Raw genomic sequence first — 22,567 nt, 5'->3', positions numbered from 1 at the left:
AATGCCGATATCTCTCATGGTATTGCACAACAATAATCAACGGACATTCCCATAATGGGCCTGTCTTTATTCAAGGAGCAAGACTCATGAATCGACGCTTATTTACTTTTGCGGTTTTCTCAAGCTTTATGCTATTTGGTTGTGACAACACGGCTACCGTATCAGCACCTGAAGGGGAGGCAGCACCAGAAAAAGTCACTGCCTCAAATGACGATCCAATCTCTATCGGTTACAGTGATTGGCCTGGCTGGGTAGCGTGGCAGATTGCAATTGATAAAGGCTGGTTTGATGAAGCTGGCGTCAATGTTGAATTTAAATGGTTTGATTATTCTGCTTCGTTATCTGCTTTTGCCTCTAATCAGCTGGACGCCATTTCTGTGACCAATGGCGACAATTTAGTCAACGCTGCGAGTGGTAGTGAGGGCATTATTATCTTGGTTAACGACTATTCAGCAGGTAATGACCAGATCATTGCTAAACCGTCGGTCACTAGCATAGCGGACCTAAAAGGCAAATCAATCGGTGTTGAAAAAGGCTTGGTAGATCATTTGCTGCTCAATAGCGCGCTGGCCGATAACGGGTTGACAGAGGCTGATGTGACACTGGTCAATGCCACCACAAACGAGCTACCGCAAGTTTTCACAAATGACAGTATTGACGCCGTCTCCATCTGGCAGCCCAATGCCAATCAAGCCCTAAAAAATGTACCAAGTGCAAAAGCTATCTATACCTCAGCGGATAAGCCAGGTCTTATTTATGACACGTTAGCCGTCAGTCCCGCCAGCCTATCTGAGCACAAGGCAGAGTACACCAAAATCATCCAAGTGTGGGGCAAAGTCGTCAACTATATCAATGATCCAGCGACTAGAGATGATGCGATCAGCATTATGTCTAACAAGGTCAACGTGCCTGCCGATCAATATAGTGCCTTCTTGAATGGGACAAAACTGATGGGTCTTGAAGATAACAAGAGAATATTTGCAAAATCTGATGAGCTCAGCTCTATCTATGGATCTAGCTATCATGTCAATCAGTTCAATATTGACAATCAGATTTATGATCAAAAGCTTGATATCGATAAATTGATCTATCCTGACTTGATTAATCAGTAAGGATAAGTGCCGTTTTATCTATTGCAAAGGCAGTGGTTGTTGAGTCTTCATCATCGTTTTAGAGGGTAGCCCATGAGTCATATCAACACATATCTAACCAAGAAAACCACTCTTGGGCTCAATGTACTCTCATTTTTGATTCCGATCTTACTATGGTGTGCGGTCAGCTACCTTCCTTTTATCTGGCATCCACAAGTTGAGATTACCGATGCTGGCGCGAGTACTTATCTACAAGAGGGTAGCCGCATTGATAAAGAGGTATTTTACCGCGAAGCACAAGATGCGATGGCCTCTGATGCAGTACCACCGCAAGGAAAACTGGTCAATCCTGTCTACTTGCCAGCACCGGATGAGGTAGCCACAGCGATGGTCACTGCCTTCGTTACCCCGCCTGCGCAAGCGGATGGACCGTGGTTACATGAGAGTCTCTGGCAGAGTATCCGTACGGTATTTATCGCTTTTTTTATCTCGTCTATCGTCGGTATTCCGTTAGGGCTGCTGTGCGGATTTTCTCAAAAAATTGCACAAATTACTCAGCCCTTCGTAGAGTTCTTTCGCTATCTACCAGCACCCGCATTTGGACCTTTGGCCGTGGCAGTGCTTGGTATCTACGATGGACCAAAAATCGCTATCATCGTGATTGGGACTCTATTTCAGCAGATTTTAATCATTGCAAATACCACGCGTACTATGGATCTTGGTCTGATTGAGGCTGGTTATACGCTAGGCACGACCAAACTAAAAAGCTTCTTTTATGTACTGCTGCCTGCCGTGTTGCCCGACGTCTATCGAGACCTGCGTGTTCTACTCGGCTGGGCATGGACGTACTTGATTGTCGCTGAACTGATAGGGACGACATCCGGTATTACTTGGTTTATTGTGCAACAAGCCCGCTACCAGCATTTTGATAACGTCTATGCAGGTATTCTACTCATTGGGTTTATCGGTTTAGGTACAGATATCTTGTTGTACCAGCTCGGTAAAAAACTCTTCAAATGGAAAGCGAGTATTTAAATGATAAATAACGATATGGTCTCTTCCGTCCCTGCAGATAGTGCTCGCACCACCCATAGGGGTGCCACTGATTATTTCAAAGCTTTGTATCAGAGAAATGTAGTGTTGCAAGTTGATCAATTGACACAGTCGTTTGATCAAGGTGGTAGCCAAAAAGTAATATTGAAAGATGTCAGCCTAAAAATCTATGAGCGTGAGTTTGTATGTGTGATTGGTCCTTCTGGTTGCGGCAAGTCAACACTGGGGCGTATCGTTGCAGGCTTAGATGCGTATCCTAGCGGCGAGGTAGTCGTTGATAAAGAAAAAGTCAAAGGCCCAAGTGCTAGCCGCGGCATGGTTTTTCAAGGCTATACGTTATTTCCTTGGAAAACAGTCAAAGAAAATGTGATGTTTGGTCCTATCATGGGTGGCCGTAGTAAGTCGAGCGCAGAGCGTAGTGCCCGTGAGTGGCTAGATGTGGTCGGACTGACTAAGTACGAAAACCACTATCCACACCAGCTGTCTGGCGGTATGAAGCAGCGTGTTGCGATTGCGCGCGCACTGGTCAACGAGCCAAAGGTGTTGATCATGGATGAGCCATTTGGTGCACTTGATCCTTATACACGTCAAAAAATGCAAAAGCATCTACTAGATCTATGGCGTAATATTGATATTACCATCGTATTTATTACGCATGATATGGATGAAGCGGTGTTACTGTCAGATCGTATCGTGGTACTCAAGGCAAATCCAGGAGAGGTGCAAGAGATTATTGAAGTACCGCTCGCACGGCCTCGTTCTCCCGATATTGTGACAGACAGTCGTTTTTTACAACTAAAAGCACGTATCAATAGCATCGTTCATAACCCACAACCTGTCATTGACCCTGCATTGACAGATATACCAGATATCCCGCGCATGACCCCTTTGGACAAACACAAATCCGTAACATAGCTATTTGTCTTAAGTTAAAAAAGGCAGTGTTCGGTCTCCGTTCTAACCTGCACAATCGTTGCTAGCCATATAGCGCAGCGGTTGTGCTCTATTATCATTAGTCACAAAAGCTGTGATGGGTTTATCGGTTTTGCTTAGCAATACTACTACGAGTTATCTCTGATTAACTGCTGCTGATAAATACGACTGCTGTTATACTCAGTAGCGTATTCATCTGCTTGCTGATCTATTTATGACGAACAAATTTATGACGACCAGCTCTTTTGTGTTGACCAGCTACAATATTCACAAAGGCATGTCACCACTAAACCGCCAAGTAAAAATGCAAGGTATTGCCAAAGCGCTAGAGGCTGTCGGTGCAGATATACTGTGTCTGCAAGAAGTGCAGGGACAGAACCTAAAGCGCAACATGCAATACAATGAATACCCAGATCAGTCACAGCATGAATGGTTTGGTGAGTTTTTAGATCTAGAAAACAGCTATGGTAAAAACTCAGAGTATGAGAATGGTCATCATGGCAATGCCGTATTAAGCCGGTTCCCGTTAGACCCAAAACACAACGTCAATATTACCGTCAATAAACTTGAGCAACGCGGCGTCTTACACTGTGAAGTACAGCCTAATGGTTGGGAGCGACCGGTCGTTGTATTATGCGCGCATCTCAATTTGTTTGAGCGTGATCGTATCAAACAGTATCAAGCGATCAGCGACTATGTGCGACATGAGATCGCGCCTGATCAGCCGCTTATATTGGCAGGTGATTTTAATGACTGGAAAAAGATGTCTTGTGACAAGCTTGCGACCGAGCTGGGTATGATAGAAGCGTTTAAGGATTGTCACGGTAAATTATTACCGACGTTTCCAGCAAAACTACCAGTACTCAGCCTAGATCGTATCTATGTGCGTAACTTGATAGTCAAAGATGCATGGGTACACACTGGTAAGCCTTGGTCGGCACTATCAGACCATCTACCGATTAGCGCAGAATTGGCCTTGCCATAAAACAGCACTACCGTACCGAAAAAATAATCAGTAAATTTCTATAAAATAAAGCTTCTATAAAATAAAGCTTCTATAAAAAACTCTATGACATAAAGTGCTAGTCAATAAATGGGTAAAAAATAAATTGCCCGATAATATATAAGGATATACAACGATGTCTAATAATCAAATACCGAACACTCAGCATGCAGTACTCATACGCGAATTTGGTGAGCCTGAAGTCATGCAATATCAAGATGACGTGGCAGTACCAGAGCTGGCCGATGAGCAAGTATTGATAAAAATTGCCTATGCTGGTATCAACCCTGTGGACTATAAGACGCGGCAAGGCAAAGGGTGGGGAGCGACTGCTATCCAAACAGAAAAATTCGACAATGACCAGCCTGCAATTTTAGGATTTGATGTAGCAGGCGAGGTCGTCAGCAGTAATAGCGACCAGTTTGCTATCGGTGATAGAGTGGCTGCTTTGAGCTTTAGTGGTTGTGGCTATGCACAATATGCCGCAGTAGATGCCAAGTTGCTTGCGAAAGTACCAGAAAGTGTCACGCTGGAGCAAGCGGGGGCGTTGCCCTGTATTGGTCAAACCGCATTACAGTTTGTAGATTTTGCTGATATAAAAGCAGGCGAGCACGTGGTGATCAATGCACCAGCGGGCGGCGTCGGTCATTTATTGATCCAATTACTTATGGACAAAGTGGCGCAAGATAATATCAAAGTAACGGTTATTTGCTCATCAGAAAAGTACGCCAAGCTTGATGAGTTAATAGAGGTATCTAAGCTGGCAGGCTGGATTGATTACACCAAGGATGAGGATTTTCCTGAGCTGCAAGCGGATGTGCTGTTAGATTTGGTCGGCGGTGATGCAGGGATACGCGCGCTTAGCGTGATGAAGCCTGAAGGTCATGTCTATGTATTACCCACCATTTGGGTAGATAAGCTCAAAGAAGCCGGCAGTCAAAAAAACCTAAACGTGGCAGGTTATAAGTCGCAACGTAACGGTGAAGATATGGCACGTGTTTTACAGCAAGTTGCTGATGGTAAGCTGATTTTGAAGATTCAAAAGATCTATCCATTATCTGAAGTCGTTGCCGCTCATCATGAGCTACAAAAAGGCGATTCTTTTGGCAAAATTGTCTTGTCAGCTGCTGATTGAATGGTAAGATCGCTCGAGTATTAGGCAGTATTTAGTCAGGTTTATTAGTAATGGGATTTCTGTTGAAACCTAATAAAACCAACTGATGACTTAATAAATCATACAAAAGTTTTATGTTGGACAACAGAACACCCCTGTAGTCGCCCCTTGTTTATCATAAGATAGAAAGTGAACGATACTAATAAAGGGACTAATATGGCTACTAACGAAAAAACAAATGATCACATTGCTTATGAAGCCAAAGTCCGTGAAGACATAGAAGCGTGGAAAAACCCTGATAAAAGCGTACTTGATAAAGCGCTGTCCGTTATCAACAAACCTATTGTTGAAGCAGGTGACGCGCTTATGAGTATGCCGCAATTCGGTGATGCGCTGACAAAAGCCACAGAGCAGTCTATCACCGCTTTGAGTGATGCCGCAAACTGGACATTGAATACCCAGGACGTCATCAATACTTATCAAAACGAGTCTGATATCGCAGGCTCTTCTATCACTATATTCTCCGATATTGAACGCTTACCGATCGCTGTCGTTGATAAGCAGGTTGAACTGTTTAAGAGTAAATATGTGGCTCTAACGAGTGCTCAAGGGGTGACTACTGGAGTCGCCGGTTGGGTAGGTATCCCTGCTGATGTAGTCGGTCTCATCACGGCAAATCTACGTGCGATTGGTGAGTATGCGACTTATTACGGTTTTGATATGAACAATAAAGGCGAGCAGCTTTTTGCCATGTCTTTGCTAGCGGTGGCGACGTCTGCATCAGCCGAGGAGCGTAAAGCTGCTTTGGATAATACTGATGCAATGGTCAAAGATCCGCAGACGCAGGCATTTAACCAAGTTAACGAAGAGGTCATGTCACGGGTAGTACGTCAAACGGCAACTAAAGTGGCGACCAATATGGTCAAAACAAAAGCAGCACAGATTATCCCAGCAGTGGGTGCGGTGGTCGCAGGCGGTGTTAATGCCAGTTATACTGCCAGTGTTTGTGAGGCGGCGCACCAATGCTACAGAGAGCGTTTTTTGGATCGCCGTGCATAATTAGTATTTGCGCATAACTATTAACCGTGCAAAAAACTAGATGACTTAATCGTCATATGGCTCAACATAGCGCTACTATTAACGTATGAGCATATGCCGAAATGTCAGACTGATCCGTCCAGTAGCGACGGTCTTCGTTTTCGTAATGGTGTGCTTCCAAAAGCTTTGTGTTGTACCATGCATGACAATTAACTGGCCAGACTCAAGATGAAGTTCAACTTTGTCTTGAGTTTTTTTGTGCTTAAAAACAAATTTGCGTGTGGCACCTAGAGATAGAGAGGCAATAATTGGCTGATGACCAAGCTCTTTTTCGTCATCGGCATGGTAGCCCATACCGTCAACCCCAGAAGGATAATAGTTGAGCAAGCAGGTATTAAAATCGACCACAATACCAACATCTGCCAAAGCCTGTTCAACCTGTTGTTTCACGTGGAACACTATACTTGACCACGGTACCGTCTGCCGTTTATGCCCTGAATACTGATAATCGGCATCCGTCTCTCCCATCCAGACAATTTGACGAGTCGTCACATGGGTCTTACCAAACAATCTCACGATGTCTGGCTGCCACGGTAGCTCATCTAATAAAGTGTCATAGAGAGTATGAGCGTCGTCGATAATTATGCCCAAATCATTAACTTTACCATCATAAGGCAATAAATTATCGGTAGGAGCAGGGGCAAAGAGATCAGTCATAGATTAATGGTCGCTATTTGCTGTTTTGATGATGATCATTGATGACTCGGGCACAGAGTGTAGGCGCCTCAATCGGCAGTAGATGACCATAATCTGGTAATGAGATCAGACTACCATCAGGTACAAACTTGCGCCAGTTTTTACGTACTTTATCACTGATAAATAAGGTAGGCTTACCGGTGATTAACGTGTAAGGGCAGCTTAATTTTTTGAGCGCAGCATCGATATGAGGCGCACCAAAATAGTTTGCCAGCTCTTGTTCAGGTGCGAACATAAGCGTGTAGCTGCCATCAGTATTTTTGCTTAGACTTTGCTCAGCAAATATCTGCAAGTGTGTATCACTGATGCGCTTATAAGCACGCTGCGCGCGTAGGCTCTGATAGTAGTCATCAGTACTCGACCACGTCGATTGCTTGGTTGATGTGCTTTTGAATGGTTCTTGGCTAAGCAGTACAGAGCGAGGTAATAGATTATATAAAGTGGCTTGGCTTTTGGTAAATGTGACAGGTTCTATGAGATACAGCTGCGAAAACAGCTCTGGACGCTTGGCAGCAGCGATTGCCGTGGCCGTTGCGCCTTGCGAATGTCCAATACCCACGACAGGCTTATCTTGCGTTTGTTCTAAAAACTCAATCAGCATATCAGCATCTTGCTCACGTGTGAGGCGACGGCTATGCGGTTTATCATACCAGTAACCGCGCAAGGCAAGTGAGCTCAACTCGAATTCAGCCATCAGCTCACTCAGTAGCGGCATGTAGGTACCAACTGTAAAACTGTTACCACCATAAAAATGCGCTGGCGCACGCTGAGTCATCATTGACTCTACTGGCTGATTGAACTGGCTAAGGTTATAGTAGCGTGCTTGTTTTCCGCTCAGGGTGATGCTGCGTGTGAATGCGTCCATAAAATAAACACTTCCTTGTGACTTATTTATTATGATTTATTTGCTTGTGATCTATTTGCTTATCGTTTTAGTGAGTCTTAGTTGTCTTCACCTAAGAAGCCGCCGCTTTGACGCTGCCACAATCTGGCATAGACACCGTTTAACGCTAGTAGCTCATCATGGCTACCTTGCTCGATGATACGTCCTTGATGCATGACAACCAGTCTATCTAGTGCAGCAATAGTAGAGAGTCGATGAGCGATAGCGATAACCGTTTTGCCTGTCATAATGTCATTTAGACTCTCAGTAATCGCATATTCAATCTCAGAATCTAGCGCACTTGTTGCTTCATCTAAGAGCAGAATCGGCGCGTTTTTTAGCATAACACGTGATATGGCGATACGCTGACGTTGACCGCCAGAGAGTTTGACTCCGCGTTCACCCACTTGCGTATCGAGACCTGTATTGCCTTTATCATCATATAAGTCTTTGATAAAGTCCCATGCTTGGGCTTGTTTTGCCGCAAACATAATCTCCGCGTCAGTAGCATCAGGGCGACCATAAGCGATGTTTTCACGCACAGTACGATGCAGCAACGAGGTATCTTGAGTCACCATACCTATTTGTTGACGCAAGGATTCTTGAGTGACGGCATCAATAGCTTGACCGTCGATCAAGATTTTTCCGCTATCGACGTCAAAGAAGCGCAGCAATAAGTTGACCAAAGTCGATTTGCCAGCGCCTGAGCGCCCGACCAGACCAATTTTTTCCCCTGGTTTTATGTCTAGATGAAAGTTATCTAGCAGTTTGGTATATGAGTTAGGTGTGTGCGTATTGCCATCATGAGACTCGCTGTCTTGCGCGCGCTCATCTTCTTCAGATTCATAACTGAAATCAACATGCTCAAATACAATACGACCATTAGTGACAGTAAGCGCGCTTGCATCAGGTTTGTCTATGATCGTTTGCGGTGCTGATAGCGTACGCATGCCGTCTTGCACGGTACCGATACTCTCAAATAAACTGGCCGTCTGCCACATGATCCAGCGCGTCAGACCATTTAGACGTAACGCCATAGCGGTCGCCGCCGCAATTGCCCCGACACCCACAGCGCCTTGTTGCCATAAGTACAAACCAATACCTGCGGTACTACTGACCAAGATGACACTGATGAGGTGGGTTGAGACTTCCAGATAGCTGACCCAGCGCATTTGTGCATGTACCGTACCCAAGAACTGTCCCATGGCGTTTTTAGCATAACCCAGCTCACGACGTGAATGGCTAAAGAGCTTGACGGTCATGATATTGGCATAAGCATCTGTGATACGCCCCGTCATCAGAGCACGAGCATCAGCTTGAACGATGGCAGTGTCCTTGAGCTTAGGAATAAAGTACCAAATCGTTAGTGCTACTAACACCAACCAAATAATAAAAGGTATGAGCAGCAGATTGTCTAGGTTAAATAAAATCACCCCTGAGGTGATAAAGTAGACAGAGACATACATAAACATATCAGTGACAGTCATGACCGTATCGCGGACAGCGAGTGCGGTCTGCATGACTTTGGCGGAGACACGCCCTGAGAACTCATCTTGATAAAACTGCATCGACTGTCCAAGCATACGCTGATGAAAACGCCAGCGCATTTGCATAGGGAAAACACCCTGCAAGGTTTGAAAATGGACAAACGATGACAACGCAATCCACAACGGGCTGACAATCATCACCGCAAGCATAAGCAGTAGCATATCGCCTTTTTCTGCCCATAAGTTTTGCGGTGTATAGATACCTAGCCAGTCGACGATATCACCAATCCACGCAAACAGCATAGCCTCATAGATACCGATACCAGCGGACAAAACCATAAAGAGCAACAGCCAGCCACGCAGACCGTTGGTACATACCCATAAGAACTTTAGCATACCATCGCGAGGTGATGGCAGCGGCATAGGGGTGTCTGGAAAGGCGGGTAGACGGTTTTCAAAAAAGCGAAATAGAGCATTCATAGGCAGCAATAAAACATCAATAGCAGTACGTCGAGATGAACGAGAAGTTTCGTTATCTCAAATCTTTACTTTTGTGATTGGGGTTAGGTGCTATTTTAGCAAAATTACCCATCATACCTGCATGCTAATTGTAATTTGATCACCTAGGATGCTCATTGCCAGCGCTTTGGTATGGGCAATGATAAATGGATTGCTGCAAAAAATATATTTTGCTACCTTTTACAGCGCGCTTATCTAAGTCACTGTTTATGTGCTTAAGTATAGCGTTGGCAGTTATGATGTGATCAGGCGCCCGTTGGATAAATAAAGTGGCTTAAGTCAGGTACTACTGGTATGCAAACAAGCACCCAATATAGAGGTCAAACAAGGTAGAAGTGAATGATGTATTTAACAATTGCGGTGCTATGCAGTGTCGCTGTCTCCGTGCTCTTAAAAGTATTGCGTCAAAAAAATATAGATATACGTCAGACTATCGTGGCAGGGTATCCGGTGGCATTTTTACTGACGTGGGTATTATTACAGCCTGATATTGGTGCCATACATGCGCTTGATAGTGCTTGGGGTATTATCATCGCGCTTGGGGTATTGTTGCCTGCGATATTTATCATTCTGGGCCGCGCTATTGAAGCAGTCGGCATGGTAGCAACGGATGCGTCTCAGCGCTTATCACTGATTATCCCTATTGTCGCCGCTTTTCTATTGTTTGGTGAAATGTTGACGGGTACTCGTATACTTGGGCTGGCATTAGGGTTTTTGGCACTAGGTGCGCTTGTCTATCGACCACAGCATAATGATATCACTCGGCAAGCAAAGCATACGCCACTGTGGTTATTCGGGGTATGGGCAGGCTACGGCATTATTGATATCTTGTTCAAACAGGTCGCCAAACAAGGCGCCGCTTTTCCGTTGACGCTGTTTGTGAGCTTCGGTATGGCAGGTACACTGCTTTTTATCTATCTACTTATCAGCCGGGTACGCTGGCAAAAGAACGCACTCATAGCAGGTCTGTTACTTGGGGCGCTAAACATGGGTAATATCTATGCCTACGTACGTGCCCATCAAGTATTGTCTGATTCACCCAGTATCGTCTTTACGGGTATGAATGTCGGTGTTATTGCGGTGGCAACATTAATTGGCGTAGGCGTATTCAAAGAGCAGCTTAACCGTATCAATATAGTGGGGTTGTTACTCGCTGTATGCTGTGTGGGCGTGCTCTTTTTGGCATAGTTTTTACCCAAAATAGTTGTATAAAAGTAATTTTAGAGATGCTGACACGTATCCTATATAGGCAGACAATCCAACCTATGATAAGGTTGTTTACAAATAGCATGGTTCATATGAGCCACACAGTCTCGTTGTGATATTTGACCTCAACCAATAAAAACAGGACGCATCCTCAATGGAATACGATAAGCAATTACAGCACATAAAAAACGGCTCAGGTTTCATCGCGGCGCTTGATCAAAGCGGCGGCAGTACACCAAAAGCACTAGAGAACTATGGTGTTAGCGGTGAAGCGTACGATAGTGATGAGGCGATGTTTGATTTGGTGCACGAAATGCGTGCACGTATTATGACGTGTGACTGTTTTGACAAGGAACGTGTGCTTGGCGCTATTCTATTTGAAGACACCATGGAGCGCGACGTCAATGGTAAGTCGACTGCCAATTATCTATGGGAAGACAAAAATATCGTACCATTTTTGAAGGTAGATAAAGGGCTGGCTGAGCAGATGGACGGCGTACAAGTGATGAAGCCGATGCCCAATCTAGACCTACTATTGGATAAAGCAAAAAACTATCCGGTATTTGGCACCAAGATGCGTTCAGTGATCTATGAGCCAAGTGCTGATGGTATTGAGCTGGTGGTACAGCAGCAATTTGATGTGGCCAAGCAAATCATCTCAAAGGGTCTCATGCCGATCGTTGAGCCTGAGGTCAATATCGACAGCGCGCAAAAACATGATTGTGAGCTACTATTAAAAGCCGATATCTTGCGTAACCTTGAGCGCTTGAATGATGAACATCAAGTGATGCTTAAGCTGACATTGCCTGAAGAAGCAGGATTTTATCAAGAGCTGATTGATCATCCAAAAGTGCTCAAAGTAGTCGCGCTATCTGGTGGCTATAGCCGTAGCGATGCCTGCGCCAAGCTCAAGCAAAACCCTGGTATGATTGCGAGCTTCTCACGTGCCTTTACCGAAGGTTTGAGTAAGCAACAAAGCGATAGCGAGTTTGCTGACACTATCAATAATTCTATCGAAGAGATTTATCAGGCATCTAATGTTTAACAGTACTGGCTTAATAAGATGGGTGTAATAGTACTGGCTTGATAGTCATACATAGACCAAAGAGAAGCCCGAACCTGACTATCAGGTTCGGGCTTCTCTTTGGTAGGACTCTTCTCTAATAAAGCTAAAAACTTTACACCTCTTTATACAACTGACGTCCTTCCTTATTGTACTTCTCCATCATCTCAGCCATTCCTTGACGGACTTCCTCAGCACTGGCTTCGCCAACTTGTCCGACCAGTTCAGTGTCGACTTTTTTAATCAAATGATCCGCATCGCTTAAGTCGCCTGATTGCGGTGTGACTTTTTTATTAGCGGCGTCTTTGTCCAAACCTGCTGCATACTCACGTACGTTTTGGGTGATTTTCATGGAGCAAAACTTCGGACCACACATCGAGCAAAAATGGGCTGATTTGTGTGCGTCTTTTGGTAAGGTCTCGTCGTGATATTCGCGCGCGGTATCAGGGTCGAGCGCCAGATTGAACTGATCATCCCAGCGGAATTCAAAACGCGCTTTGGATAGTGCATTATCACGTGCCTGCGCACCGGGGTGACCTTTGGCCAAATCAGCAGCATGAGCGGCAATCTTGTAAGTAATAATGCCGTCTTTGACGTCTTTTTTGTTTGGTAGACCCAAGTGCTCTTTTGGTGTCACATAGCACAGCATCGCGGTACCAAACCAGCCAATCATCGCTGCACCAATCGCACTGGTGATATGGTCATAACCTGGTGCAATGTCGGTCGTTAATGGCCCCAAGGTATAAAAAGGCGCATCCGCACACAGCTCAAGCTGCAAGTCCATATTTTCTTTGATGCGGTTCATCGCCACATGCCCAGGGCCTTCGATCATGACCTGTACATCATGTTCCCATGCGACTTTGGTCAACTCTCCAAGCGTACGTAGCTCACCGAACTGCGCCTCATCATTGGCATCTTGTAGACAGCCAGGACGCAGGCCATCACCTAGACTAAATGCTACATCGTACTGCTTCATAATCTCGCAGATGTCTTCGAAATGCGTGTATAAAAAACTCTCTTTGTGATGCGCCAGACACCATTGTGCCATGATAGAACCACCACGCGAGACGATACCCGTTAGGCGTTTTGCAGTGAGCGGTACATAGCGGAGTAGGACACCCGCGTGAATGGTGAAATAATCCACGCCTTGCTCGGCTTGCTCAATCAACGTATCACGGAAGATTTCCCACGTTAGATCTTCTGCGACGCCATCAACTTTTTCTAGCGCTTGATAAATCGGTACGGTACCAATCGGCACAGGCGAGTTACGGATTAACCATTCACGGGTTTCATGAATATGATTACCCGTTGATAAATCCATAATGGTATCCGCACCCCAACGTGTGGCCCACGTCATTTTGGATACTTCTTCATCGATAGACGAACCCAGCGCGGAGTTACCGATATTGGCATTGATTTTCACCAAGAAATTGCGCCCGATGATCATCGGCTCAGATTCAGGGTGGTTGATGTTGTTTGGGATAATGGCACGACCAGCCGCCACTTCATCACGGACAAACTCAGGGGTGATGATAGTGGGCGTATTGGCGCCGAAGCTCTCGCCGTCATGTTGACGCATGTCGGTCAGCTCGTGCTGCTTTTGCGTCTCACGTATGGCGATATATTCCATCTCAGGGGTGATGATACCGCGACGCGCGTAGTACATCTGCGTGACATTTTGCCCTGCTTTGGCACGGCGTGGCTTGTCAATAAGAGCAAATCTAAGGTTGGCAGTGCTGATATCGCGAGCACGTGCTTGACCGTATGAGCTAGATAGACCGCTTAGTTGCTCCGTATCATCACGCTCGGCGATCCAGTTTTCACGCAGTTTTGGTAGACCTTTCGTCAAGTCAATCTCGACATTGGGGTCAGTGTAGACGCCCGAAGTGTCGTAGACATAAAACGGCGGATTATGCTCACCATCTTTGTCACCCGTACCGCCAACTGGTGTATCCGCCAAGCTGATTTCGCGCATCGGTACTTGGATATCAGGTCTTGAGCCTTCGATATAGACTTTGCGAGAGGCGGGTAGAATACGGTGCAGATCACGTGCATCTTCTTCAAAGCGCGCATCGCTGGCAGCACGGTGGGCAGGCGTTTTTAGGGCGTCTGCTTTTTTATCTGCTTTGACGGTGTCAGTAGAGTCTGAGGTAAGAGGTATGTTGTTGGCTGGGTTATGCGTTTGTGCAGTTGAGGCACTGTCTAAAGAGGTGTTGTCTAAAGTGCTGTCTAAAGTAGTCATATGCTGTCCTAGCGTGTTGGTTTTTGAATAAAATCAACACCGCCAGTATCTGCGGGTGCAGCATCTATCATTGAGACAAGTTTGGACTATCGACACCTAAAAGCGAGCAAAAAATTGCCGCGGTAAATGGTCATCAAATAGGGGACGCAGCTTTATACCTTCGCTCGTTATCTGCTTATGCAGCACGCATACTCAGACAGTAGTGATGATAAAAATGTATTTCTACGCGTCCTTTGTCATCAATAACAAAGTGCTTAAGACTTCCCTGCGTCGGTACTAACCGCATCAGGTTCGGCGGGTGATCTCTCAGCGAATGTAGATAGGCGACTACTGTTATTAATGTTTAACTATAAACGCTTAATAAAGTAGGCCAATACTACACCGCACCCCGAGTCTGTCAGTGTTGTAAATCAGATTTCATACTAGCAAAATTCTGTACTAACAGCTAATAGTATTTGAACGTAAGTATCAGACTCCAAATGCGACGTTTAATATACTTATCCAATAGGCCACTCAGTATCAGTAACGACTATCGCTTGGTATCACTGGGCTAGACAGAGGTTGTCTAAATATTATGTAAAGCGAATAAAAGATTGCGACGGTTGTCATTAAATTGTCATAAAGATTTGGCAAGATAGCACGCATATCACAAACAATGCTTTTTTATATCGTCGTTAAACTTCAGGAGTTCTACATGCGTTATTCGTTATTAGCAGTAGCCGTCAGTTGCACCTTAATGCTTACGGCGTGTAATAAGTCAACAGATACGACAGAAACCGCTGCCGCTGATACTAGTAGCGCTACGACCACTACTCAGACTCAGGAAACGACTGCTGCTGATGCTGGTTTTAAATCTGCTGAAAACATCGCAATGAACATCACGGGTGCAGGTGCGTCATTCCCGCAGCCTATCTATGCCAAATGGTCTTATGACTACAATGGTGCGACTGGCGGGCAAGTTAACTATCAGTCAATTGGTTCATCTGGCGGTATCAAACAAATTCAATCAAAGACTGTCGATTTTGGTGCCTCTGATGCGCCATTGACACCTGAAGAGCTAGCAGAATCTGATCTTATCCAGTTCCCAACGGTCATCGGCGGCGTCGTACCTATCGTTAATATTGATGGTATTGAGCCAGGTGCCTTGAAGCTAGATGGTACGACTTTGGCAGACATCTATCTAGGTAAAATTAGCAACTGGAATGACCCGGCTATCGCAGCTATGAACCCAGATTTGACCTTGCCAGATGCGGCAATCACAACGGTATTCCGCTCAGACGGTTCAGGTACGACGTTCAACTTTACTGACTATCTAGCAAAAGTATCACCAGATTGGAAAGATACGGTTGGTGTTGATAAAACGGTTAAGTGGCCAACCTCTGCGACTGGCGCAGGTGGTAAAGGTAACGAAGGCGTCTCAAGCTATGTAAACCGTATGAAAAACTCTATCGGTTATGTTGAGTATGCATACGCTAAGCAAAACAACATGTCACATACTGCACTGAAGAACGCCGCGGGCAACATCGTTCAGCCATCTGCTGAGACATTTGCCGCAGCAGGTGACATCGATTGGTCACAACAAGAAGGCTTTTATAAAGTCATCACCAACTCTGAGACTGAGCAAGCATGGCCTATCGCTGCTGCAACCTTTATCTTAGTACACAAGCAGCCAGAGAATCCTCAGCAAGTTGCTGGCGTGTTGAACTTCTTTGACTGGGCGTATACCCAAGGTGATGATAGCGCTATGAGCCTAGATTATGTCCCATTCTCTGATACGGCAGTGGCTCTATTCAAAGCAAAATGGAACGACGTAAAAGGTAGCGACGGTCAGCCAGTTTATAAGCCAGCGCAGTAAGTTGCTACTCTTGATTTTGACATAGTTAGACTCTCAAACAACCACTCTAAAGAGAGCCTGGTTGTTTGAGAGGTTTTATCACAGCAATTTTGACCGTAACATTGACTGCAGTACTGATGGATATATTGAGCAGTTGCCATTGGCACACAGGATCGTTAATGATTATGCGGGTGGGCTTGTTGTGATAAAGCTGAACAAACACACTGGTTTTTTGAATTCACTCTATTCAATGCTGAGACACTTATGACAGACTTAAGGTCCCAACTGGCTAAACAAAAACGTTACGACGCTTTATTTGTCAACTCTACCAAAGCGTTTGCCATACTGGTCCTCCTATCTTTAGGGGGCATTCTAGTTTCTCTCATCGTTGGTGCTTGGCCGAGTATTCAAGAGTTCGGGCTTGGGTTTTATACCAGCAACAATTGGGACACGGTCGCCAATGAGTACGGCGCGCTTGCGCCTATTTACGGTACGCTAGTCACCTCACTCATCGCTATCGTGATTGCCGTGCCCGTCAGTTTTGGTATTGCAATATTTTTGACTGAGATGTGCCCTAAGTTCCTCAAAAAACCACTGGGTATTGCCATTGAACTATTGGCCGGTATCCCTTCTATCATTTATGGTATGTGGGGTTTGTTTGTTTTTGCACCATTCTTTGGCGATCATATCCAGCCATGGTTTATTGAGCACATCGGTCCTCTACCTATCATCGGTAAATTGTTTGTAGGTGCTCCTATGGGACTGGGGATGTTCACGGCATCTCTAGTGCTGGCTATCATGATTATTCCTTTTATCGCAGCCACCATGCGTGACGTCTTCTCTGTCGTACCAGATTTGCTCAAAGAATCTGCCTACGGTATGGGCGCGACGACGTGGGAAGTTATGTTTAAGATTATCCTCCCTTATACCAAAGCAGGGGTTGTTGGCGGCGTTATCTTGGGTCTGGGGCGCGCACTTGGCGAGACCATGGCGGTAACTTTCTTGATAGGTAATGCTTTCAATATCAGTCCAAGTCTGTTTACTTCTGGTGTGACGATTACCTCTGCCTTGGCCAACGAGTTTGCCGAAGCCTCTAGTGAGCTGCATTTGGCCTCGCTACTACATTTAGGCTTAATACTGTTTGTCATTACCTTCATTGTGCTGTCTTTGGCCAAACTCATGCTTATGCGTATGGATCATAAAGCGGGCAACCGATAAATCATGTATCAGACTTTGATATTGATAAAAGATATGGGAAATAAAGACTATGCCTTCTAACAATGCGCTCAACGCACCACTACCAGTCAAGACAAGCTCTAAAGCACATTATAACAAGAGTCTTTATAACAAGCGCCGTTGGACCAATAAGCTTGGGCTAGGGTTTGCCATGTCAGCCATGGTTTTTGGTTTGTTTTGGTTGTCGTGGATTCTAGTGACATTATTTGTTGAAGGTTTTCAGGGAATGATGGAGTTACCCATCTTTACCGCTGATACGCCGCCCCCTATGAGTGCTGGTGGTTTGCGTAACGCTATTGTTGGTTCGGTAATGCTCGCGTTCTCAGGATTGTTTATCGGTGCGCCCATTGGTCTTATGACTGGTATTTATTTGTCTGAGTTTTCTAAAGGGAGTATGCTGGGTAAGGTCACTCGTTTTTTGAATGACATCTTATTGTCAGCGCCTTCGATTGTTATTGGTCTATTTATTTATGCGCTGATGGTAAAAGGTCAAAGCTTCTCTGGTTGGGCAGGTGCATTAGCGCTAGCATTGATTGTTATTCCAGTGGTCGTGCGTACGACTGAGAGCATGCTCAACTTGGTGCCTAATAGTTTACGCGAAGCGGCATACGCACTTGGTACGCCTAAGTGGAAGATGGTGACGCAGGTCACGGTAAAAGCTGCCAAAGCGGGACTGACAACTGGTGTGCTATTGGCCTTTGCTCGTATCACAGGTGAGACGGCGCCATTGCTATTTACGGCACTTAACAACCAGTACTTCAGTACCGATATGGGTCAGCCGATTGCCAACTTACCCAACACCATCTATCAGTTTGCTATGAGTCCTTATGATAACTGGCATATGTTGGCTTGGGCAGCGGCGCTGCTTATCACGGCGTCTGTCTTGGTACTAAACGTATTAGCACGATTTATTGGTAATAGAGGTCAGGTTAAATAAGTCCTGATACCCTGTGATATCGCAGCAGATACTCACTCAAATTTATATGAAATCAATTAAGATAGGTTGAATAATATTATGAATGATGTCATAAGCAAAGCCCGTACAAAAACCACAACAAATGATTTTGATACGGCAACAGACAGCCTATTGAGTAGACCTATGTCAAATAACCAAAAATCACAGCAACCCGTTGCGACTGATTTCAACAAACAAACCCGTCACGATATACCGAAAAACATGCCTGCGGCAAAAATGGAAGTGCGAGATCTAAACTTCTATTATGATGACTTTCAGGCATTAAAGAATATCAACATTGATATCGCAGATAAAAAAGTTACCGCTTTTATCGGTCCTTCAGGTTGCGGTAAATCTACGCTACTACGTACCTTTAACCGTATGTATGACCTATATCCGGGTATGCGTGCAGAAGGTACGATCAATCTCGATGGCAAAAACGTTCTAGGTAAAGATGTCGATGTCAACTTGCTAAGAGCGCAGGTCGGTATGGTTTTTCAGAAGCCAACACCGTTCCCTATGTCTATCTATGACAACGTCGCCTTTGGGGTACGACTCTACGAAAAGCTGAGTAAAGACGAGCTGGATCATCGCGTGGAGTGGGCACTGAAAAAGTCAGCGCTATGGCCAGAAGTGAAAGACAAGCTAAAAGCGTCAGGTCTGTCATTATCAGGCGGTCAGCAGCAGCGTCTATGTATCGCCCGTAGCGTTGCAACTAAACCTGAAGTTCTACTGCTCGATGAGCCAACATCTGCACTTGATCCTATCTCGACTGGCGCGATTGAGGCATTAATTGAAGATCTCAAGAACGACTATACGATTGCTATTGTCACGCACAACATGCAGCAGGCTGCCCGTGTGTCTGACTATACGGTATATATGTATTTGGGCGATATGATTGAGATGGGTGAGACTGATCAGATATTTACTAAGCCTGCCCAAACAGCTACAGAAGACTATATTACTGGTCGTTATGGTTAATATCGAGCGATACCAAAGGTAAGTAGTAATGCGTTGAAACTGAAGCTGGATCAAACACCAGTTGCTCAATAGGACATTGTGAGCCAAGCTGTTTTATCCAGAAAGCACACACTGAGCTCATAAAATATAGATTTCAGGGAATACCTCTCATGCAAAGTGATAAGCATATCTCCAAAAGTTTTGACCAAGATCTTGATGAAGCCATTCGTTTGTTTTTGTACATGGGTGATAGCGCTGCCAACCAAGTGGCCAAAGCGATCCATGCACTGATTGACAAAGATGAGATACTGGCGCAAGAGGTCATCGAGATGGACTTTGATATCAACCGAATGGAGGTTGAGCTCGATGAACATATTCTGCTATTGGTGGCGAAGCGTCAGCCTGCAGCGGGAGACTTACGCTTAGTCATGTCGATCAGTAAAGGGGTGGTAGATTTAGAGCGTATCGGTGATGAAGCCGTAAAAATCGCGAAAATGGCAAGCAAAATTGCAGCACAAGGCAAGTCGTCTTATGGCTATGCTGAGGTACAGCACTTGAGTAATCAAGTAAGATTGATGCTCAACAACGCGCTAGAAGCCTTTAGCCAATCAAATGCAGAGCAGGCATTTGAAGTGATGCGCAATGACAGTGTGGTCAATAACGAATATCAATCCGCTATCCGAGCATTGATGACCTATATCATGGAAGACTCTAGACAAGTCTCAAAGGTCATCAATATTATGTGGATTTTGCGTTCGCTTGAACGCATTGGCGATCATGCACAAAATGTAGCAGAGTTAGTCATCAATTACATCAGTGGTCAAGATGTACGCCATTCAGACTACGCCATGGTCGAAAAAGCAGTACAAGAAGCCAATGATCGTCTGGCTGCTCGTCAAGTCAGTACCATGTCAGTCGACGACTATGAGTCGTTGGAAAGTAATGATGACTGATAACGCAGTCAGCACAGTCTACTCATAATAAAAAACGCGCTATAGTTAGCGCGTTTTTTGTGGTTATTACCAATACATAGAACACTGAGATTAGCTTTCTGGTGTCCAGCCTTGGGCGCGTTCGTAGTCTTCATTGTCCAAGAACTTATCACGTTGCTCAGTCAGAAATTTCTTGGCTTCAGGGTCCATCATGCTCAAATGATTTTCGTTGATAAGCATGGTTTGATGTTCAAGCCACTCTTTCCATGCTTTTTCAGATACCGTTTCTTGTAGCTCTTGACCTTTTTTGTTTGGAAAAGGCGGATGCGGCATTTTTGGCAGTTCTTGCTTGTATTTTCGACAAAAGACGGTATTGGCTTGAGGGTTAAAAGTCTCAGTCATAAGGTACTCCTTATTTATTATATTGGGTGAAATCACATAATCTTATGAGACCATGATAACGGTCTTGGTAGATTTAGCAAAGGATATCTGGTGTAACGTTTGCAATTGTCAGTTTAGTAGCATAGGTCTTAGGGTCGTAAATTTTAGCATCGTAAACTTCAGCGTCGTAAACTTCAGCACTGTAAATTTCAGCACTGTAAATTTCAGCAGCATAAATTTTAGTACGATAAATAGAAACACCCGCTACAGATGCGGGTGTTGGGTATCGATATCACGAATATTGATCGTCAGCCATAGCTTAGCCGTTATTTTGGATCAGCTAGATCAATCAACTGATTAGGCAAAGGCTTTTAAGCGAGCGCGGCCATTGACCACAGCTTTCTTAACTTGGTTTGGCGCAGTACCACCTAAATGGTCACGAGCGGCAAGCGAGCCCTCTAGTGTTAGATAATCAAAAACATCTTCGCCAATAGCGTCGCTGAACTGCTGCAACTGTGCTAATGATAAATCACTGAGATCGACACCTTCTTTGATACCTAGCGCAACCGCATTACCGACCACTTCATGCGCATCGCGGAAGGCAACGCCTTGGCGTACCAGATAATCTGCCAAATCAGTTGCCGTAGCATAGCCTTTCATTGTCGCCGCGCGCATACTTTCTTTATTCGGGACGATGTTTGGTAGCATATCAGCGAATGCCAAAAGCGACCCTGTCAGGGTGTCGACACAATCAAACAAAGGCTCTTTGTCTTCTTGATTGTCTTTATTGTAGGCGAGCGGTTGGCTTTTCATCAAGCTGAGCAATGTCATGAGCTGACCAAAGACACGTGCCGCCTTGCCGCGTACCAGCTCAGGCACGTCAGGGTTTTTCTTTTGTGGCATGATCGATGAGCCAGTACAGAAGCGATCTGGTATCTGTACAAAGTTGAACTGTGCTGACATCCAAAGAATAATCTCTTCGCTCATACGTGACATGTGCATCATCAGGATAGAGGCAGCTGAGGTAAACTCAATTGCAAAGTCACGATCTGAGACCGCATCAAGTGAGTTTTGACAAATACCTTCGAACCCTAATAGTTCGGCGGTGATGGTGCGGTCGATAGGGAAAGTCGTGCCAGCGAGGGCTGCGCTGCCCAGTGGCATCTGGTTGATACGGCGGCGGGCATCAACCAAGCGCTCAGTATCACGATACAGCATCTCAAACCAAGCCATCACGTGATGACCAAAGCTGACAGGCTGGGCGGTTTGTAGGTGTGTAAAACCAGGCATAATGGTATCGGTATGTTGATCAGCCAGATCAAGTAAGCCGCTTTGCAAGCGCACTAGCAGGGCAATAATATTATCAGTCTCTTCACGTAACCATAAACGGATATCAGTGGCTACCTGATCATTACGGCTACGACCAGTATGTAGTTTTTTACCGACTGCGCCTATAATGTCAGTTAGGCGTGATTCGACATTCATGTGGACATCTTCAAGAGCGATTGACCAGTTAAACTCGCCTGCTTCGATCTCGCGTAATACCTGGTGCAGTCCATCAATAATCGTGGCCGTTTCATCAGCGGTTAGAATATCGCATTCTTTGAGCATCGTTGCGTGGGCAATTGAGCCTTGAATATCGTGACGAGCAAAACGTTGATCAAAGCCGACAGAAGCAGTAAAAGCGGCAACGAAGCTGTCCGTCGCTTCGCTAAATCGTCCGCCCCACATTTGCTGGCCCTGACTGTTTTGTGTCGCATCAGTTGTTGTAGAGACATCTGTGCTAGAATCAGAGACAGATGAACTTTTACTTGATTCGGGATTACTAAGGTTTGAAGAATTGGCGTTCATATCGGTACAAGACAAGTCAAGAGAATAAGA

The 22,567-nt window shown here is 45.2% G+C and carries 19 protein-coding genes and 1 riboswitch; of the genes, 13 read left to right on the top strand and 6 right to left on the bottom strand.

Annotated elements, in window-relative coordinates:
* Positions 1-86: 86 nt before the first annotated feature.
* From AC5JP1_RS09680 to AC5JP1_RS09655, 6 genes are all read left to right on the top strand, one after another.
* Entirely contained in the window at positions 87-1,112 is a 1,026-nt protein-coding gene (locus tag AC5JP1_RS09680; protein ID WP_493843966.1) for an ABC transporter substrate-binding protein, read from the top strand.
* 72 nt (positions 1,113-1,184) lie between these two features.
* The gene (locus AC5JP1_RS09675; protein WP_319050728.1) at positions 1,185-2,126 is read left to right on the top strand and encodes an ABC transporter permease; all 942 of its coding nucleotides are present in this window, start codon (positions 1,185-1,187) and stop codon (positions 2,124-2,126) included.
* Between the two features lie 15 nt (positions 2,127-2,141).
* Positions 2,142-3,059, top strand: a complete 918-nt coding sequence (locus AC5JP1_RS09670) for an ABC transporter ATP-binding protein (RefSeq protein ID WP_493844468.1) — start codon at positions 2,142-2,144, stop codon at positions 3,057-3,059.
* Positions 3,060-3,306: 247 nt separating this feature from the next.
* Positions 3,307-4,062, top strand: coding sequence for an endonuclease/exonuclease/phosphatase family protein (locus tag AC5JP1_RS09665; protein ID WP_319050726.1), 756 nt, complete (start codon positions 3,307-3,309; stop codon positions 4,060-4,062).
* 154 nt (positions 4,063-4,216) lie between these two features.
* Positions 4,217-5,215 carry an NADP-dependent oxidoreductase gene (locus AC5JP1_RS09660; RefSeq protein ID WP_493843965.1) on the top strand — a complete coding sequence of 333 codons (999 nt, stop codon included), beginning with the start codon at positions 4,217-4,219 and terminating at the stop codon, positions 5,213-5,215.
* Positions 5,216-5,410: 195 nt separating this feature from the next.
* Positions 5,411-6,253: an EcsC family protein gene (locus AC5JP1_RS09655; protein WP_493843964.1), complete on the top strand. Its 843-nt coding sequence runs from the start codon at positions 5,411-5,413 to the stop codon at positions 6,251-6,253.
* A 78-nt stretch (positions 6,254-6,331) separates the two neighbouring features.
* Here AC5JP1_RS09655 and AC5JP1_RS09650 read toward each other — a convergent pair whose 3' ends face one another.
* From AC5JP1_RS09650 to AC5JP1_RS09640, 3 genes are all read right to left on the bottom strand, one after another.
* Positions 6,332-6,949 carry an alpha-ketoglutarate-dependent dioxygenase AlkB family protein gene (locus AC5JP1_RS09650; RefSeq protein ID WP_493843963.1) on the bottom strand — a complete coding sequence of 206 codons (618 nt, stop codon included), beginning with the start codon at positions 6,947-6,949 and terminating at the stop codon, positions 6,332-6,334.
* Positions 6,950-6,962: 13 nt separating this feature from the next.
* Complete coding sequence (locus tag AC5JP1_RS09645) at positions 6,963-7,853, bottom strand: alpha/beta fold hydrolase (RefSeq protein ID WP_493843962.1); 891 nt, start codon at positions 7,851-7,853, stop codon at positions 6,963-6,965.
* Positions 7,854-7,930: 77 nt separating this feature from the next.
* Entirely contained in the window at positions 7,931-9,838 is a 1,908-nt protein-coding gene (locus AC5JP1_RS09640; RefSeq protein WP_493843961.1) for an ABC transporter ATP-binding protein, read from the bottom strand.
* 378 nt (positions 9,839-10,216) lie between these two features.
* On the opposite strand from AC5JP1_RS09640, the gene AC5JP1_RS09635 reads away from it, so the two are divergent.
* A complete protein-coding gene (locus AC5JP1_RS09635) occupies positions 10,217-11,065 on the top strand; it encodes an EamA/RhaT family transporter (RefSeq protein WP_493843960.1) in 849 nt (282 codons plus the stop codon).
* A gap of 172 nt (positions 11,066-11,237) precedes the next feature.
* Complete coding sequence (locus tag AC5JP1_RS09630) at positions 11,238-12,128, top strand: fructose bisphosphate aldolase (protein WP_493843959.1); 891 nt, start codon at positions 11,238-11,240, stop codon at positions 12,126-12,128.
* 133 nt (positions 12,129-12,261) lie between these two features.
* On the opposite strand, the gene thiC is transcribed toward AC5JP1_RS09630, so the two are convergent.
* Complete coding sequence (gene thiC, locus AC5JP1_RS09625; RefSeq protein ID WP_493843958.1) at positions 12,262-14,388, bottom strand: phosphomethylpyrimidine synthase ThiC; 2,127 nt, start codon at positions 14,386-14,388, stop codon at positions 12,262-12,264.
* 245 nt (positions 14,389-14,633) lie between these two features.
* A riboswitch (TPP riboswitch) is annotated at positions 14,634-14,789 on the bottom strand.
* Between the two features lie 293 nt (positions 14,790-15,082).
* Here thiC and pstS point away from each other — a divergent pair.
* From pstS to phoU, 5 genes are all read left to right on the top strand, one after another.
* Positions 15,083-16,243: a phosphate ABC transporter substrate-binding protein PstS gene (gene pstS, locus AC5JP1_RS09620; RefSeq protein ID WP_443525058.1), complete on the top strand. Its 1,161-nt coding sequence runs from the start codon at positions 15,083-15,085 to the stop codon at positions 16,241-16,243.
* Between the two features lie 243 nt (positions 16,244-16,486).
* Positions 16,487-17,440 (top strand): phosphate ABC transporter permease subunit PstC, encoded by a 954-nt coding sequence (gene pstC / locus AC5JP1_RS09615; protein WP_319050716.1) that lies wholly within the window; start codon positions 16,487-16,489, stop codon positions 17,438-17,440.
* Positions 17,441-17,609: 169 nt separating this feature from the next.
* Positions 17,610-18,395, top strand: coding sequence for a phosphate ABC transporter permease PstA (pstA, locus tag AC5JP1_RS09610; protein WP_493844467.1), 786 nt, complete (start codon positions 17,610-17,612; stop codon positions 18,393-18,395).
* A gap of 78 nt (positions 18,396-18,473) precedes the next feature.
* Positions 18,474-19,394, top strand: a complete 921-nt coding sequence (gene pstB / locus AC5JP1_RS09605) for a phosphate ABC transporter ATP-binding protein PstB (protein WP_493843957.1) — start codon at positions 18,474-18,476, stop codon at positions 19,392-19,394.
* Positions 19,395-19,543: 149 nt separating this feature from the next.
* Positions 19,544-20,326 (top strand): phosphate signaling complex protein PhoU, encoded by a 783-nt coding sequence (phoU, locus tag AC5JP1_RS09600; RefSeq protein ID WP_443525061.1) that lies wholly within the window; start codon positions 19,544-19,546, stop codon positions 20,324-20,326.
* A 90-nt stretch (positions 20,327-20,416) separates the two neighbouring features.
* Here the strand turns inward: phoU and AC5JP1_RS09595 are convergent, their stop codons facing one another.
* Together AC5JP1_RS09595 and argH are read right to left on the bottom strand one after the other, a co-directional pair.
* A complete protein-coding gene (locus tag AC5JP1_RS09595; RefSeq protein ID WP_238036003.1) occupies positions 20,417-20,707 on the bottom strand; it encodes an oxidative damage protection protein in 291 nt (96 codons plus the stop codon).
* 336 nt (positions 20,708-21,043) lie between these two features.
* Entirely contained in the window at positions 21,044-22,417 is a 1,374-nt protein-coding gene (gene argH, locus AC5JP1_RS09590) for an argininosuccinate lyase (protein ID WP_493844466.1), read from the bottom strand.
* Between the last annotated feature and the right edge of the window lie 150 nt (positions 22,418-22,567).

The organism is Psychrobacter sp. H29, assembly GCF_059073055.1.
This window is presented reverse-complemented; position numbering and strand designations above follow the sequence as displayed.

Excerpts from the sequence above, each read along its gene's own strand:
- AC5JP1_RS09670 (WP_493844468.1), top strand. The coding sequence starts at position 2,142 with ATGGTCTCTTCCGTCCCTGCAGATAGTGCTCGCACCACCCATAGGGGT.
- thiC (WP_493843958.1), bottom strand. The coding sequence starts at position 14,388 with ATGACTACTTTAGACAGCACTTTAGACAACACCTCTTTAGACAGTGCC.
- pstB (WP_493843957.1), top strand. The coding sequence starts at position 18,474 with ATGAATGATGTCATAAGCAAAGCCCGTACAAAAACCACAACAAATGAT.
- AC5JP1_RS09665 (WP_319050726.1), top strand. The coding sequence starts at position 3,307 with ATGACGACCAGCTCTTTTGTGTTGACCAGCTACAATATTCACAAAGGC.
- AC5JP1_RS09655 (WP_493843964.1), top strand. The coding sequence starts at position 5,411 with ATGGCTACTAACGAAAAAACAAATGATCACATTGCTTATGAAGCCAAA.
- pstA (WP_493844467.1), top strand. The coding sequence starts at position 17,610 with ATGTCAGCCATGGTTTTTGGTTTGTTTTGGTTGTCGTGGATTCTAGTG.
- AC5JP1_RS09675 (WP_319050728.1), top strand. The coding sequence starts at position 1,185 with ATGAGTCATATCAACACATATCTAACCAAGAAAACCACTCTTGGGCTC.
- pstS (WP_443525058.1), top strand. The coding sequence starts at position 15,083 with ATGCGTTATTCGTTATTAGCAGTAGCCGTCAGTTGCACCTTAATGCTT.
- argH (WP_493844466.1), bottom strand. The coding sequence starts at position 22,417 with ATGTGGGGCGGACGATTTAGCGAAGCGACGGACAGCTTCGTTGCCGCT.
- phoU (WP_443525061.1), top strand. The coding sequence starts at position 19,544 with ATGCAAAGTGATAAGCATATCTCCAAAAGTTTTGACCAAGATCTTGAT.
- AC5JP1_RS09640 (WP_493843961.1), bottom strand. The coding sequence starts at position 9,838 with ATGAATGCTCTATTTCGCTTTTTTGAAAACCGTCTACCCGCCTTTCCA.
- AC5JP1_RS09650 (WP_493843963.1), bottom strand. The coding sequence starts at position 6,949 with ATGACTGATCTCTTTGCCCCTGCTCCTACCGATAATTTATTGCCTTAT.
- AC5JP1_RS09660 (WP_493843965.1), top strand. The coding sequence starts at position 4,217 with ATGTCTAATAATCAAATACCGAACACTCAGCATGCAGTACTCATACGC.
- AC5JP1_RS09645 (WP_493843962.1), bottom strand. The coding sequence starts at position 7,853 with ATGGACGCATTCACACGCAGCATCACCCTGAGCGGAAAACAAGCACGC.
- AC5JP1_RS09630 (WP_493843959.1), top strand. The coding sequence starts at position 11,238 with ATGGAATACGATAAGCAATTACAGCACATAAAAAACGGCTCAGGTTTC.
- pstC (WP_319050716.1), top strand. The coding sequence starts at position 16,487 with ATGACAGACTTAAGGTCCCAACTGGCTAAACAAAAACGTTACGACGCT.
- AC5JP1_RS09680 (WP_493843966.1), top strand. The coding sequence starts at position 87 with ATGAATCGACGCTTATTTACTTTTGCGGTTTTCTCAAGCTTTATGCTA.
- AC5JP1_RS09635 (WP_493843960.1), top strand. The coding sequence starts at position 10,217 with ATGATGTATTTAACAATTGCGGTGCTATGCAGTGTCGCTGTCTCCGTG.
- AC5JP1_RS09595 (WP_238036003.1), bottom strand. The coding sequence starts at position 20,707 with ATGACTGAGACTTTTAACCCTCAAGCCAATACCGTCTTTTGTCGAAAA.